This window comes from Bacteroides faecis MAJ27 (assembly GCF_900106755.1).
Lineage (GTDB): Bacteria > Bacteroidota > Bacteroidia > Bacteroidales > Bacteroidaceae > Bacteroides > Bacteroides faecis.
In genome coordinates this window covers 1-14858 of record NZ_FNNN01000024.1, presented here as the reverse complement: position 1 = coordinate 14858, position 14858 = coordinate 1, and the positions used below count along the sequence as shown (strand labels likewise).

General features: G+C 36.9%; 17 protein-coding genes and 1 pseudogene. 9 read left to right on the top strand and 9 right to left on the bottom strand.

What is annotated here, in order from left to right; genetic code table 11:
* Positions 1–186: 186 nt before the first annotated feature.
* The 8 genes and pseudogenes from BLW31_RS18195 to BLW31_RS18160 form a co-directional block, all read right to left on the bottom strand.
* A pseudogene (locus BLW31_RS18195) lies at positions 187–910 on the bottom strand (DUF5712 family protein); the annotation flags it as partial.
* A gap of 4 nt (positions 911–914) precedes the next feature.
* On the bottom strand, positions 915–1499 hold the full coding sequence (locus BLW31_RS18190; RefSeq protein ID WP_010535373.1) for a BfmA/BtgA family mobilization protein: 585 nt from the start codon (positions 1497–1499) through the stop codon (positions 915–917).
* Positions 1500–1783: 284 nt separating this feature from the next.
* Positions 1784–2116 (bottom strand): helix-turn-helix domain-containing protein, encoded by a 333-nt coding sequence (locus tag BLW31_RS18185; RefSeq protein ID WP_010535372.1) that lies wholly within the window; start codon positions 2114–2116, stop codon positions 1784–1786.
* Positions 2117–2245: 129 nt separating this feature from the next.
* A complete protein-coding gene (locus BLW31_RS18180) occupies positions 2246–2590 on the bottom strand; it encodes an RteC domain-containing protein (RefSeq protein ID WP_010535371.1) in 345 nt (114 codons plus the stop codon).
* A gap of 43 nt (positions 2591–2633) precedes the next feature.
* Positions 2634–2915 carry a hypothetical protein gene (locus BLW31_RS18175; RefSeq protein WP_010535370.1) on the bottom strand — a complete coding sequence of 94 codons (282 nt, stop codon included), beginning with the start codon at positions 2913–2915 and terminating at the stop codon, positions 2634–2636.
* Positions 2916–2981: 66 nt separating this feature from the next.
* A complete protein-coding gene (locus tag BLW31_RS18170; protein WP_010535369.1) occupies positions 2982–3632 on the bottom strand; it encodes an HAD family hydrolase in 651 nt (216 codons plus the stop codon).
* Complete coding sequence (locus BLW31_RS18165; protein WP_007485298.1) at positions 3629–4234, bottom strand: sugar O-acetyltransferase; 606 nt, start codon at positions 4232–4234, stop codon at positions 3629–3631. The genes BLW31_RS18170 and BLW31_RS18165 overlap by 4 nt, the downstream gene beginning before the upstream one ends.
* A gap of 11 nt (positions 4235–4245) precedes the next feature.
* Complete coding sequence (locus BLW31_RS18160; protein ID WP_022302430.1) at positions 4246–4755, bottom strand: nitroreductase family protein; 510 nt, start codon at positions 4753–4755, stop codon at positions 4246–4248.
* 109 nt (positions 4756–4864) lie between these two features.
* Here BLW31_RS18160 and BLW31_RS18155 point away from each other — a divergent pair, with 109 nt between their 5' ends.
* The 8 genes from BLW31_RS18155 (at position 4865) to BLW31_RS18120 (ending at position 13126) form a co-directional block, all read left to right on the top strand.
* The gene (locus tag BLW31_RS18155) at positions 4865–5707 is read left to right on the top strand and encodes a helix-turn-helix domain-containing protein (protein WP_010535367.1); all 843 of its coding nucleotides are present in this window, start codon (positions 4865–4867) and stop codon (positions 5705–5707) included.
* A 196-nt stretch (positions 5708–5903) separates the two neighbouring features.
* Positions 5904–6218 (top strand): helix-turn-helix domain-containing protein, encoded by a 315-nt coding sequence (locus tag BLW31_RS18150; RefSeq protein WP_010535366.1) that lies wholly within the window; start codon positions 5904–5906, stop codon positions 6216–6218.
* Positions 6205–6408 (top strand): DUF3876 domain-containing protein, encoded by a 204-nt coding sequence (locus tag BLW31_RS18145; protein WP_010535365.1) that lies wholly within the window; start codon positions 6205–6207, stop codon positions 6406–6408. Before BLW31_RS18150 ends, BLW31_RS18145 begins: the two co-directional genes overlap by 14 nt.
* 126 nt (positions 6409–6534) lie before the next feature.
* Positions 6535–6873: a helix-turn-helix domain-containing protein gene (locus BLW31_RS18140; protein WP_010535364.1), complete on the top strand. Its 339-nt coding sequence runs from the start codon at positions 6535–6537 to the stop codon at positions 6871–6873.
* On the top strand, positions 6854–8932 hold the full coding sequence (locus BLW31_RS18135; RefSeq protein WP_010535363.1) for a toprim domain-containing protein: 2079 nt from the start codon (positions 6854–6856) through the stop codon (positions 8930–8932). The genes BLW31_RS18140 and BLW31_RS18135 overlap by 20 nt, the downstream gene beginning before the upstream one ends.
* Positions 8929–9312, top strand: coding sequence for a helix-turn-helix domain-containing protein (locus BLW31_RS18130; protein ID WP_010535362.1), 384 nt, complete (start codon positions 8929–8931; stop codon positions 9310–9312). The genes BLW31_RS18135 and BLW31_RS18130 overlap by 4 nt, the downstream gene beginning before the upstream one ends.
* 368 nt (positions 9313–9680) lie before the next feature.
* The gene (locus BLW31_RS18125; RefSeq protein WP_010535361.1) at positions 9681–11432 is read left to right on the top strand and encodes an SIR2 family protein; all 1752 of its coding nucleotides are present in this window, start codon (positions 9681–9683) and stop codon (positions 11430–11432) included.
* A gap of 38 nt (positions 11433–11470) precedes the next feature.
* Positions 11471–13126: a DUF8451 domain-containing protein gene (locus BLW31_RS18120; RefSeq protein WP_010535360.1), complete on the top strand. Its 1656-nt coding sequence runs from the start codon at positions 11471–11473 to the stop codon at positions 13124–13126.
* Between the two features lie 207 nt (positions 13127–13333).
* Here the strand turns inward: BLW31_RS18120 and BLW31_RS25210 are convergent, their stop codons facing one another.
* Positions 13334–13963: a hypothetical protein gene (locus BLW31_RS25210; protein ID WP_022302434.1), complete on the bottom strand. Its 630-nt coding sequence runs from the start codon at positions 13961–13963 to the stop codon at positions 13334–13336.
* Positions 13964–14436: 473 nt separating this feature from the next.
* On the opposite strand from BLW31_RS25210, the gene BLW31_RS18110 reads away from it, so the two are divergent.
* Positions 14437–14667 carry a hypothetical protein gene (locus BLW31_RS18110; protein ID WP_010535359.1) on the top strand — a complete coding sequence of 77 codons (231 nt, stop codon included), beginning with the start codon at positions 14437–14439 and terminating at the stop codon, positions 14665–14667.
* The last annotated feature ends 191 nt before the right edge of the window (positions 14668–14858 follow it).

Below are 14858 nucleotides of genomic sequence, written 5' to 3'. Positions count from 1 at the left end.
TATATTCTCTTTTGGCGTCATACTTGTTTTTTGAAATTAAAAATTTCGTATAGGTGCTTTTGGTGAAACGAAATTGATGGAGACAACTTAATTTTCTTATAATCTATCAGACCTGTTTCTTCTATAGACTATCTGATTGTTTGTTTCTTTGTTTTCAAGACTGATAAATAGCAAATTTTCTTGATTATTATCTTGATTGATTTTTGTTTTTCTTTCACTGGATTGAAGTTCTTGTTTTTGTAATTTAAGTTGGTCGATTATATTGCCGTTCTTCATCATGTTCTGATAATCAAAAGATTCCAATTGTTGGCGCTCGTAACCAAACAGCTTATCAAAGCCTTCTTCCGCTTGTTGGAATAGGTTCACACGATCAAATCCACCTTTAATTACTCCGTTCTTGGTGCTCTTATGATTGGTTAGTGGGGGATAGCTTCTTTTTATTTGCTTGGTCTTTCCGGCTCACAATCAAATGGCAGTGCATATTCAGTTCATTATCGGAACGGTTGCGGCTAAAATGAATCTTACCATAAAATTTTATATCCGAAGTGGATAGTTCCTTATTGAAGTTCTTGGCATATTCAGGAATAAACACTTCCCGGATATACCGCTTCATGGATTCGGCTTGTTCATGTTCTGTATTACCCATTGCTTGAAGTTCCTTTTTCGATGGGCTGACATGAATAGCATAAAACTTAGCATCCGTTTTTAGGAGTTGCCCAATATTTGTATCTATATCCTTTATGACTTTTGATTTATATATATTATCATCTGTAAGATTGAAAAAGCCTTCAGTATAGATGCCTTTCTCCATTCGTTCTAAATCTTCATGCTCTAAATAATTAGCTAGCTGTCGGCTACTTCCTGCATTGTTATATGTTCCGTTTGATGGTGGAGCAAAATCTATGTGCATAATCCTATGCATTTATTAGATTACTGATTTCAGTCTTCAAGTTTTCCTTCCTTTTGCCATCCATCACACCACAAGCGGACAACTCTGAATAGAGTTGTATCAGTTGAAGTAGCTTCTTATAATTTCGTTGGTATATCTGGTAAAGTGTATTAATCTTTTTGGACTGGTTGTTTATCACATCGGCATGATTACAAAACTGTTCACTTAACTTTTTAAGCACGACTGTTTGTCTCTCCTGGCTGGCTTCCTGTTGAGAGAGAATACGAGTTTCTAGAGTTTTGGCAATAGCATCGAAACGCAAAGCAATAGAATTTGTTGCCCGTATCATGGGATTCAGTTGTTCTTCCTCGTAGTGACGGATGAAACGGATAATATCATCCTGCCTCTTATTTATTTTCGCCAGTTCTGATTTTACGGATTCTGGTGCTTCGGATGGGTTGATATGTGCCTTATCTATATACCCAAAAGCCAACTTTACAACTTCACTCTTTTTCAGTGAATAGCGTTTGCATATTTTTTCTACCAAAGTTGCCGTTTCCTTGTCAATGGAAATGGTCGTGAATATCGTTTTTCGACTGCTGTTTGGCATAGTAATTACTTTTTTATAGAAATATGAATGGATAAATACCTGATAATAAGCGTTGCAAAGAAAATGCTTATTACAGGTGTCATTACAGTGTGTTCTTGTAACACGCTAAAGCCGAAGGCTTTGCCTCGCAGAGCAAGAGGGAAGAACAGGACTTGTCCAGTTCCCTCTTGCTCGATTTAGCGAAACGGGCTGAACCGATAGGTGAAGCAGTTTCTGTTAAATCGAGGTGACAACACAAAGAAATAGCCCGCACACAGGCTTCTTCCCTCTACTGCGTTTTGCTATCAGGGCTGATTTGTCAACTGATTGTCTTTTTCAAACCGTTTGTAGGTTTGGGAATCGGCACGTTCACGAACAAAAGCTCGAATATCTACAGCCCGATAATAGGTTTTCCTTCCGATAGTGAAATAAGGAAGTTGATTATTTACTTTGTAGCGTTGAAGAGTTCGGAAAGATACTTTCAGGAGAAAAGCTAAATCCTGATTATCAAGAATCTTCTCATTATCATCTAGTACTGTATCAGTATTGATAAGAGATTTCAAATCTTGTCCGATTACGGTGAGCTTTTTGGATAGCTTTTCCATCCACTTCTCGAAGTTTTCATTGTCTATATACATTTTGCTTCATTTTTTAGTTCAACATTATTGTTTTCAATCGATTGATGAAGCAAAGTACGGTAAATGGATACAAATAAGTTAGGGGTGTAGTATATCTACTCCCCTAACAATTGTTGGTAAGTTCCTGATTTATAGATAACCTTTCTTTTTACTTTCTTCAGCAATAGCTTTGCGAAGTGTATCTAAAAATTCAGTTACTTTAGATGGCTTTCGCTTTATGACGCTTTCGTGTTTCTTGTGAACATCTCCTAATTTGATATTAAAGAGGTGTTCAAATGCTCTCCCAATTTCTGTTAATGGTGATTTTGTTCCGGCATGGGTTACTACCCTTTGTGATAGGAATAGTCCACTAATCAACTCCATGATTTCAACTAAGTTGGTATTGTCGGTCAAATAGAGTGGTGAAGGTGGAAGGCTGTTTATTCTATTTTGAAATTGGCTGGGATACTGAATTTTTAGATTCAGCAGTTCCATTTCTGCGGTAACAGTAGCCTGTACCTTTTGTATGAACAGCTTTTTAAGCGCATTTTTCCCCCTGCCCGTAAAGAGGTATTGTCTCAAGTAAAGCTATCTCGATACGGGTAGCTGCAAGAATTCGATAAGTAGTTGAATAATCATTTCCATTACTTATAGTTCTAATCTGTTCAACAAATTCGCCATAGGCTTCTTGCATTTCACTATTAGTTACTTCTTGTGAGGTTTCATAGAATAGTCTGAACATCCTCATGTTTAACAATACATTCATAAGCATAATTTTAATGGTAAGTATTATATAGAAAGACTTTACGTCTGATTTCATGCTTTTATATTACCAATAAATATCCATTATGCCAGAAAATACTAAAATCAATCTACGAATATGAATCTAAACTAAATGAGCTTCTTTCTTTAGAAAAGAATGAAGTGATTTGATAGAACTAAACACATATCCTTGATTTTCCTTTTCTAATTTCTTCATTTTTGAGAGTGAGGCTATCCATGCAGCAGATAAGCATTGTATTCCAACTTTACTACAAGCGGTAATATCGGAAAATTCATCTCCAACATATACCATTTCTGCTGGTTGGATATTATATTTTGACATTAGTTCTGCCATTGATTCCGCTTTTGTGTTTCTATCTGGAGATCCGATTGAAATACTGTCAAAAAGAGCTTCCATTTCAAAATGGTGAAGCGTAATATCACAACTCCTTTGACCTTTACCTGTTATTAAAGATACAATAATTGAGTTCTTCTTCAATTCTGTTATCAATTCTCTTATCCCCGCAAATGGTTGAATGTAGACTGTGTGCATTTCTTTGTATTTCACATAAAAATCAATCAGAGCTTTTTCCCAATCTTCTGAAACGACCTCTTTAATCATTCCCTCTTCATTAAGTCCGAATGTTTTCACAATATCATCTTTTGACAATATTTTTGATGCATAGGGAGATACTGCCTGCTTAAAGGCTTCGATACACATTGGGATTGTATCGGCAATTGTACCATCCAAATCAAAAGCGACCAATTTTATCATAGTTTCTTAGTTTGATTGATTTGACGTATCACTTTACATGGATTTCCAACAGCTAAACTATTTGCCGGAATATCTTTTGTAACAACACTACCTGCTCCAATTACACTACCGTACCCAATTGTTATTCCGGGAAGGATTATTACACCTCCACCAATCCAGCATCCATCCTCAATTGTAATAGGCAAAGCGTAAGTGCGGCGAACTCGTTTTATTCCATCTTCTGTTTCAACAGGCGCTAGCCGTTCATCTAAATCAATAGGGTGAGTTGCTGTATAAAGCTGAACATTAGGGGCAATAAGAACATTACTTCCGATAGTGATTTTATTACAATCCACAAAGGTACAACCGGTATTTACAGTAACATTATCCCCTATATGTATATTGCAGCCATAATCACAGATAAACGGACTGGCAACCGAAACTTTCATTCCGATACTACCTAGCATCTTTTTTAGCAAGCTGTGTTTTTCTTCTTTATCCTCATAAGGTAATGAATTATATTTCATCAATAACTTATGTGTTCGGGTCTTTAAATCCAAGAAAACTTGATTATGACAATCATACCATTCACCAGCTAGACATTTTTCCATTTCTGTTTTCATAATTGTTACGTTTATAAGATTGAAACTATTTCGATTATATCTTTTCTTTTAGATGATTTTTCAGGTGGTTGTTTTACATAACCTAATGAAATAATTGCCACAGGGTACATATTGGAAGATAAATGAAGATTATCCTTTAGCATATCTGGATCGAAATTACATACCCAGCAGCTACCTAATCCTTGTTCTGCTGCGGCTAAACAAATATGTTCAGTCGCTATTGCTGCATCAATATCTGCATGGTTCTTATTGTCTGATTTTCTCACCCAAGAAATTGAATTATCAGCACAAACTACAATATAGAGTGGAGCTTCGGTAAACCATTCACGTGGATAAGATTGTTGAATCAGTAGTTTGGGCTTATTGCTTTTTACGACAAAAAAGTGCCAAGGTTGATAGTTTACAGCAGAAGGAGCAAAAGGGGCACATTCTAAAATGTAGTCGAGTTTTTCTTGCTCAATCATATCAGAAGAATAGTTTCTTGCTGAATAACGTTGTTTTGATAGTTCTAAAAAGTTCATAAGTAATCTAATTTTGATTTGTGGCAAAGTTATACCTATTTTATTTCAAATATAGGTATATATTTTCGCTATATTGGTATAATTCCGCTTTATGTGTTATATTTGAGGTATGAAAAAAGAAAATCTTCATCAACCATTTGAGATCAGCTTTAACGAGCATAATGAATCGTTATTAACTGAGCATGAGCATACTTTTTTTGAACTAGTCTACATCTTAACAGGAACAGGTATTCAATGGATTAACAATAATATGTTCCCATATCATGATGGACACTTGTTCTTGATAACTCCAAATGATTCTCATTCCTTTGAGATTCACACAACTACAAAATTCATTAATATCAAGTTTAATGACATCTATATACATTCAGCCATATTTGGTTCAGAGAATATTCAGAGATTAGAATTTATTTTGCAACATGCAAATCATCAACCGGGTTGCATCCTTAGAAATAAGGTGGATAAGTTATTAGTGAAACCAATGATTGAAGCAATTATTCGGGAGTATGTAAATAGGAATCTGTATAGTAAAGAGATTATCACGCAGTTGATAAATACTATAATTATTGTTGTGGCAAGAAATATAGCTATGTTTTTACCTCAACAAGTCGATGAATGTTCAGATGATAAGTCTCTCGATATTCTTCAATATATTCAAGCAAATATCTATCAAACAGGTAAAATTAGAGCAAAAGAAATCAGTCGGCATTTTGGTATATCTGAAAGTTACTTGGGACGTTATATAAAAAAGCACACCAACGAAACAATGCAGCAATACATATTAAGCTATAAACTAAAATTGGTCGAAAGCAGATTGTTACATAGTCAAATGAGAATAAATGAGATTGCCGAAGAACTAGGATTTACCGATGAAAGCCATTTGAGTAAATTTTTTAAAAAAAACAAAGGCTGTAGTCCTTCAAGTTTCAGAAAAAGTAATAAGACAATATGATGCGTATCTATTCTTAATCTAATATATTTCAACGATAACATATATACTACTTATCTGTTTTCTTATTTCAATAAGAAGCCAGCAATAGTCAAATTCCACCACTTCCAGACAGTTTTTAAAACGTCTCTTGATTCTTCTTTCATTTGCCGATGAAAATAGAATCAACACGTTTTATAAACCATTTAAAAGAGAAAGTATGGAAGTAGTAACCATTGAAAAGAGAACCTTTTCGTATGTCTGCGAACGGTTCACCGAGTTTGCCAAACGAATAGAAAGTTTGTGCAGCACTCATACCCAGAAAGTAGAAAACTGGCAGGATAGTCAGGAAGTGTGCCTGTTGTTAGGCTTTAGTAAGCGAACGCTGCAATATTACCGAAGCAGTGGACGGCTGGCTTATTCTCAAATCGGCAGCAAGATTTATTATAAGTCTTCCGATATTGAAAGAATTATTGCGGACAGTGAAACACAAAATCAATCATCCAAACAAACCACGTCTTATGAAAAGAACTAAAGAAGATTACCCGTCCTTCAACCTGTTTTCTATTGTCGGCACATGGGAAAGCGTTAATCTGAATCCTACGGTTATCATCTACCGGAACGATAAAGAGTATCTTCTTTCTATTATATATGTATCGGAAACCACCAAACAGGCTTCGCTCGCTACTTATGAAATCCAGTATTCCAAAATGCGAAGATATTGAAAAGATGGTTATTAGGTTAAATTTATTAGGTATTTCTTGAAAAGTTATGCCAAGTTGGTAACAAGTTGGCAAATGCTCCGGCACTATTGGATGAACTTTGCAGCAAATTAAAATGATAACTGTAATATGGAAGTAATAACAATGGATAGCAAGGTGTATAAAGACCTTGTCGGGAAAATTCAACGAATTGCCGACTTCGTGGCAAAGGCACAGGTTATGCCCAAAGAGGAAAATGAGGTGTGGCTGGATAGTAATCAGGTGGCGGATGCCCTGAATATAAGTACACGCACATTACAACGATTGAGAAACGAAAACCTGATAAGTTACTCTATGCTGAGAGGGCGGTGTCTTTATAAACTTTCGGAAATAGAACGGGGACTGAATGAACGCATCATCAAATGCAAACCACAGGATAGGGAGAATTTTCGGAGGAATTATTTCTTGAATGATAACGAGAACGAATAAAGAGGATATTCTTCTGCTAACGGATAAGGGGTTGGCGGTTTTCAAGTATTATATCCCTTTCTCTTTTAAACTCGGACGTAATTTCTTAAATCCGCTGTACAAAGATAGCAAGGCTTCGTGTAATGTGTATTTTGACCGGAGAAACGGAATGTACAAAATGAAGGATTTCGGAAATGATGATTATTCGGGGGACTGTTTTGCGTTGGTCGGCAAGCTAAACGGACTGAATTGTAAAGAACCTAAAGACTTTGTGCAAATACTGGCTATCATTCGGGATATGCACTTGGGCTTATCTGACAAGTCCGAAATGAGAATTTCCTCTACTACATCTGTTCCGGTGATTGCGGAAGTTACACATGTACCGAAAAGGAAGAAAGCAAGGCCTTATACGTTGGCGCAAAAGAGCTTTACGGCTGCGGAACTTGCCTTTTGGGGAGAAAGTGGTATCACGCAAGAGGTGCTGAAATTGTTCCAGGTGGTTTCGTTGAAGAAGTTCAGCAGCGAGAATAACGAAGGGAAACCGTTCAGCATTGTGGCGACGGATAAAGAACCGGTATTCGGATATACTGCAAAGCAATATGTGAAGGTGTACCGCCCGCACTCGGAGATGCGCTTTTTATATGCGGGGGATTTTGGGGAGAATTACTGCTTTGGGCTGGAACAGTTGCCTGCTAAGGGGGATTTGCTCTTTATTACAGGCGGTGAGAAGGACGTGATGAGCCTGACGGTTCATGGGTTCCATGCTATCTGCTTCAATTCGGAAACGGTGACTATTCCCGTGGGGATTATTCATAGACTCTCTTTCCGGTTCAAACATATTGTCCTGCTCTATGATGTGGATAAGGCGGGGCTGGACAGTTCGGCAAAACAAGAACTGGCGTTGAAGAACTACGGGGTGAAACGATTGTTGCTGCCACTGGAGGGAACGAAGGTGGAAAAAGATATTTCGGACTTTTTCCGTTTGGGAAACAGTCGGGAGGATTTGATTAAACTATTTCTGGATTATCTGGATACAATATACAGCGAAACTATGTCTGCTCTGAAATCTTGTGAGGTGGATTTTAATAATCCGCCACCCGTGGCACAAATGGTTGTGTCGGTGAATGATGTGCCGTTAGGCACGCAAGGGAATATCCTCTGTATTACCGGTGGTGAGGGAACCGGAAAAAGTAATTATGTGACGGCATTGATAGCCGGTGCCATCGGACAATCCGACAATAATAAGGATAAGGTGATGGATACGTTGGGGGTGTCGGTTTGTGAAAACAGCAAGCGGAAGGCGATTCTGTTCTATGATACGGAACAGTCGGAGGTGCAGACGTACAAGAACATTACAAACCTTTTAAGGTGTTGCGGACGGGAAACGATGCCGGAATACCTGAAAGTGTATTGCCTGACGGGAATGAGCCGGAAAGAACGCTTGCAGGCGATTATCCAAAGCATGGATAAGTTTCATTATCAGTTCCGAGGGATTCACATGGTGGTGATCGACGGGATTGCGGATTTGATAAAGGGTGCGAATGATGAAACGGAAAGTATTGCCGTGGTGGAGGAATTGTACCGGCTGACGGGGATTTACAATACTTGTATCGTTACTATCCTGCATTTTATTCCTTCGGGGCTGAAGTTGCGCGGGCATCTGGGTAGTGAGTTGCAACGAAAGGCGGCGGCTATCCTCTTGATAGAGAAAGATACTGATCCGTCGGTGTCGGTGGTGAAGGCGCTGAAGGTGCGTGACGGTAGCCCGCTGGATGTGCCTATCATGCAGTTTGCATGGGATAAGGATGCCGGGATGCACGTGTATCTGGGGGAAAAGCCGAAAGAGGAAAAGGAGAAGCGGAAAGAGGATGAACTCGTGGCGGTGGCACGGGATATTTTCGGACGGCAGGACTTTATTACTTATGTGGATTTAGCGGAACAGATTCAAGCGATACTGGACGTGAAGGAACGCACGGCGAAAAGTTATATCAAGTTCATGCGGGAGAAGGAAATCATACGGAAAGACCCGTCGAACCAGAGTTATTATATCATCGGGAACTTAAAACAGGCGGGATTATGATACCATTGGATAAAGAAACATTCGAGGCGTATATGGAACGGTTGCTCGAACAAGTGGAAAGGGTTGTAGGCACACTGGACAAGAAGAACAAGAAGCCGCAAAATTACCTGAACGGGGAACGGCTGTACGATAACCAGGATGTTTGCCTGTTGCTGAACATCAGCAAACAGACGTTGCAACGGTATAGGGATAATGGACTGAAATATCACACGATCCTGCATAAGACGTATTATAGGGAGAAGGACTTGCACGAGTTTATACGGAGGTATTTCGATGGAGAGAATGTAGGGAAAGGCAAAACGAAGGAATGTAAGGAAGATGAACGTACAGAGGATGGTATGTTGTCCGATGATGAGAACGAAGTAACAGAAGATATTTAGGTTGTTATAATTTCCATTTAAGCAGATTTAGCCGATAACCTGACGTTGTGTGTAGCACGTACTGTCGTGATGATAGGACGGGATATTTTTTCAAAATTTCGGCAGTAATAAGATAATACTGCCGAAATTTTGATGTATAGCCCAATCAAGTAGTTTTGATAAATATGACAGCTTAATGTTTGAAAATTATATAATTCGATTTATTAATATGTTTGCTATGAGTAAAAATAATCTTATATTTGCATGTACCTCAATAGCATGATTGTCAATGGCACTTTATAACAAGAAGACAAATATTGCTATGTTACATAACTAATAATAAAGAGAAGGTCTATTTTAATTCGCTTTCTTGCAAACAACAATATAACATGAATAATTTATTAACAACATTATCATTCTCCATATATTTTAATAAAGGAGTTTATGCCTTACTATTAGGATCTGGAATTTCTCGTTCAGCAGGAATACCAACAGGTTGGAATATTGTAACGGATCTTATACACAAACTTGCGGTGCAATATGGAACGAGTAACATTGATAATCCTGAAAAATGGTTTGAAGAACAATATGGTGAATCCCCCAATTATTCGACAATCTTATCTAAGTTAGTCCATACTCAAACAGAACGGGTTAATTTACTAAAACCGTATTTTGAACCAAATGAAGAAGAAATAGAAAACCACTTGAAAGAACCGACAAAAGCACATAGGGCTATTGCACAATTGGCAAAAGATGGTTATATAAAATTAGTATTAACAACTAATTTTGACCGATTATTAGAGAAAGCATTAGAGGACGTTGGTATTATTCCACAAGTAATTTGCCATTCTGATGATATAGATGGTGCAATCCCACTTGTACATGCAGGATTTACAATCGTAAAAATAAATGGCGACTATATTGATTGCAGATTTCTAAATACCGAAGATGAACTTGCTGATTATCCTGATAAATTAAAAGACTATGTGTTACGTATAGTAAACGAATTTGGGGTTATTACATGTGGTTGGTCTGGAGAATGGGATAAGGGCTTGGTAAATATTATCCGAAGTTCAGAAAATCGAAGATATGAAAGCTATTTTACGTATTGCAATAAATGCGAGAATACTTTGAAAGAGTTAGCCACGTTCCGTTGTGGAAATGTATTGGCTATTGAAAATGCCGATTCTTTTTTTACAGAACTGGCGGAAAGAGTTATGGCTTTATCCTCTTTAGAGGGGAATCATCCTCTGAGTAAGGATATTGCAGTTGAAAGATTAAAAAGATATATTGTTAAATCAGAAAAGATTATTCTGTATAATGATTTGTTTGAAAATGAGGCAGAAAGAGCTTGTAATAAAATTATACAGTATTATAATTTCCCGCTTAATTCTCAAACATTTAACGAATGTTTAAAACGTCATTTAAATGCTATTGATACATTACTTCCGATGTGTATCACTGCAGTTCGTTGGTCAAAACCAGTTCATGAACAAGCTATATTCGATATGTTAACTCGTTTTGTTGAATTTCCCATAAAATGTGGAGGTAGTTACCAGTCGGAAACAGTTAAATTGCACTATCTTTCCGGATTATTACTAATGTATGTAGTAGGTATTTCATGTATCAAATATGATAAGTATTCTTTTTTGAATAAAATACTGCACATATCTGCACGTAATTCAATTCATGATGATAAAGTTAATATTACAGGAATCATTCATCCTTGTATTTTTGATAGGGACATTGCAAATAACTTTATTGGACACGGAAATAAATATACGCCTATAAGCACATTAATTCATAATAAGATTAGGAGCTTATTTAATTCTATATTAAGAGAAGACTTGGATTTTGATATAACATTTGATATTTTTGAATATTTATATTCACTGAATTACCTGTATCTAAACGGAGAAGAATTTGGGAGAGTATGGGTACCGTGGGGAGAATATAAATGGAGAGCTATAAATTACACGAGAATGACGAATGACCCATTTAATAGCTTTTTCGCTGAAGCTGATAAATTGCGAGATAACTGGTTACCCCTAAAAGGGAATATGTTTGACGGGAAATACTCAACTTATACAGAAACAAAACAAAAGGTTGACGAATTTCTTAAAAAAATATATTTGCATTAATTTTTATAGTATCATTTTGTAAAAACAACAATAAGAATATGAGTGAAATATCTGAATTAAAGATACTCCGGGAAAGTGAAGACCGAATTGAATTTAAAGAGGCTAAAAAGAATTATCCTTTTGCCGGAGGAAGTCATAGTGACCCAACTGAACGCAGGCGTTGTGTATTAGGCTACGTGGTAGCATTAGCCAATGAGGGCGGTGGACGACTTGTTTTAGGTATGGCTGACAAACTTCCACATGAGGTTGTTGGAACAGACTTCGCCAATGGTAAAACCGGTGCTTTAGAGGATGAAATTTATAATCGGTTAAGCATTAGAGTAAAAACGGAGGAATTGTTTGAAAATGAGAAGAGAGTACTTATCATAAACATTCCATCCCGTCCAATAGGTAAATTATTAAAGTTTGAAGGCGTTCCTTTAATGAGAACCGGAGAAAGTTTGCGGGAAATGTCAGACCAAGAAATTTTTAAAATATTATCAGAGCAGGAACCTGACTTCTCTGCTAAAATCTGTGATGCTTTAAAAATTGAGGATTTGGATAAAGATGCCATAAATCTTTTGAAACAGAAATACGCAGAAAAACAAAATAACAAGTCATTCCTTACTTTACCCGATGAACAGATTCTATCAGACCTTGAATTATTGAAAGACGGGAAACTTAATTATGCTGCTTTGATTCTGTTAGGCAAGAAAGAAAGCATAAAAAAGTATCTGCCACAATGTAATATTGTTATTGAATATCGGCTCAATCATTCCATGATTCCTTATACAGCAAGAGTGGAATATCAAGAGCCTTTATTTATCGGAATAGATAAAGTCTGGTCATATATAAACCAACCGGCAAGCAATCCATTATTGCATATCAGTGAAGGTCCATATATTTATGATGTACCTTCCTTTAATGAAGAAGTTATCAGAGAGGCTATTTTAAACGCTGTTGCCCATCGCAGCTATCAAATACAGAGTGATATTGTTATAAAACAATATCCTGATGAAATTACAATATCTAATGCAGGAGGTTTTCCTATCGGAGTAGATATAAATAACATCTTAACTGTGAATAGTATCCCAAGAAGCAAAAGACTAACAGAAATCCTTCAAAAGACGGGATTAGTTGAGCGTTCAGGACAAGGGGTGGATAAGATGTTCTATTATTGTATAATGGAAAGTAAACCACTACCCGATTATTCAAAAACAGATGCTTATCAGGTCAATTTGACCTTTCAGGCAGCCATTCAGGATAAGGCTTTTTTATTCTTTATGAAAGAAGTACAAGAAAGTAGGGCTGAAAAACTGAATGTTTTTGATTTGCTTACATTGGACAAAATACGTAAAGGTATTAATGATAGTTTAGACCCCAATATCATTGAAAAGTTAAGAAAAGAACAGCTTATTACAGTAAATGAGGGAACTACTTATTCATTAGCGGATAAATACAAGCAATTTATTCCTCGTAAGGAAAGTATTAAAGGAGTCACCTCACAACAATTGCAGAAAGTCAATGAGTGTTTTAAAACTCACGATAGCATAAGTAAAAGTACACTTATGGAAACTTTTAATGGAGTACTCACAGAAAAACAAGTGAGGAATCTTATTAGCAGGATGGAGCAATCCGGAATCATTAAAAGGATAGGTGTCGGTAAAGCTACTAAATACATTAAGGATTGGGACAAATTTAAGAAATATATATAATAGGGCTGTATTTTTCTTTTTAGGGCTGTATTTTTTAAGATACGAATAGAAATTCCTGTATTTCAATCTGTTATGTTTTGATGTCTAATTGGGCTGCAAAAAAGAAATAGAGGGCTAAACAAAATAGGAACTAGTAACTTTTTACTTTAAATAGTAGCTTTGAGTAATAGCCGCCATCACTTCGTACATGAAGCATGGCGGCTATTTTTAGTTATAACTTAAAGCCTTTGGGCTTGTTGGTATAGGCGGTGTCTGGGTCGTCCTTATTGCCGGGCTTGGGGATAAGTCGGTGCGAGAGGGATGCTGTTCAACGGACTGCTGTTCGGCGGGCGGTTGTTGTGCGGATTGTTGTTGGAAAGCATCGACAAATACTCCGGTTCCGCTCGACGGGTCGAGGAAACAGGACGGGGCAATTCCGTAGTTGCCCAATTCGGAAGCAAGAACTGATACAATGTCCTGCGGCGTGTAGAACGCCGTCAGGACAGAGTTTTTCAAACTGGAAAAGTAACGCTTGTATTCCGCTTCGTCTTTTGAATGGCTGCGGATGACGCTGTGGAGTTGGGAAACAAATGGGAACAACTCGCGGTCGCTCTTTGTCCAACGGGCAACGTCGGCAAGGCTGGAATAGGGGGCACAGAACGATGTGTGTAAACTACGGCGGCTGCAAAAACATGTTGGATTGCCGATGAATAAAGGGGTTGAATCAATTTCCATAAAATGGGAGAAACAAAACGATGCGTTACATTGCTTGGCATTTGAGTTACATTCCAGTATTATTTGAACAGTTTGAATACTATGGGAGTAACTTTGAGCTAATATGATGGAGTAAATAGCCATTGAATTACTAATAAAGACCAGCTAGGGGACTACTTGTAGCCTATTTCTGTGCATTGAGCAGAGGTAGGCTACATTTATATTCAAGCATTTGAGAAACTGTTTAAATAGGTTGGTTATTGGTATTGGCCGGCAATCTGCATTGGAAAGTTTGATTTGATGATGATTTGTTAAAAACATAGTTGGGGATACTGTTGGGGATACAGTTGGGGATACCGGATTTTGCACGATAGGTATCGTATTTTAAAAGTTGGGGATACCTTTTCGGGACATTTTTAAGTGTGTTCGAATATACATAACGCCCAAGTTAATACCCTTTTTGCTGCTTTTTTGCGTTTTAACAGGGGGATAATACCAAATTTTTTATGATTATTTGAGATATAAACATGAGATAAATCGCTGATTTATAGTGTGTATGTTGGATGAAATATGTATTTTAGCGGTGAAAAAGTGTGTGTGGATTAAAGATTGTACTCATGATAATTGATATATCTATAATTAAGTGGAATGATATGGAAACTCTTCCAGAAGAGCATAAACCTGTTTTATTGCTATGGTTTGATGATAAGTATAATGAGGTCCATGGCTCTTCTGCTATGTATGATAAAGATGATAGAGGCTTTATTGATTCTGATGCTTTTGATATTCCTCGTGTTTTTGATAATGCATTAGCTTGGGCTGAATATCCTCAATTGGTATTGTTTTAAATCACTTAAAGAAGAATCAAGCATACAGAAAGATGCGAATTCGTGGGACTTTTTTGAACTAAATTTTAGTCCCACGATTTATCCACCAATAATATGGGATCAATGAATAAATCTGAGGGATGAAATTACAAATTCTTATCTTTGCCTTCAAATTTATAGAAAATGGAGTTAAATGTTTATCGTCTTCTTCT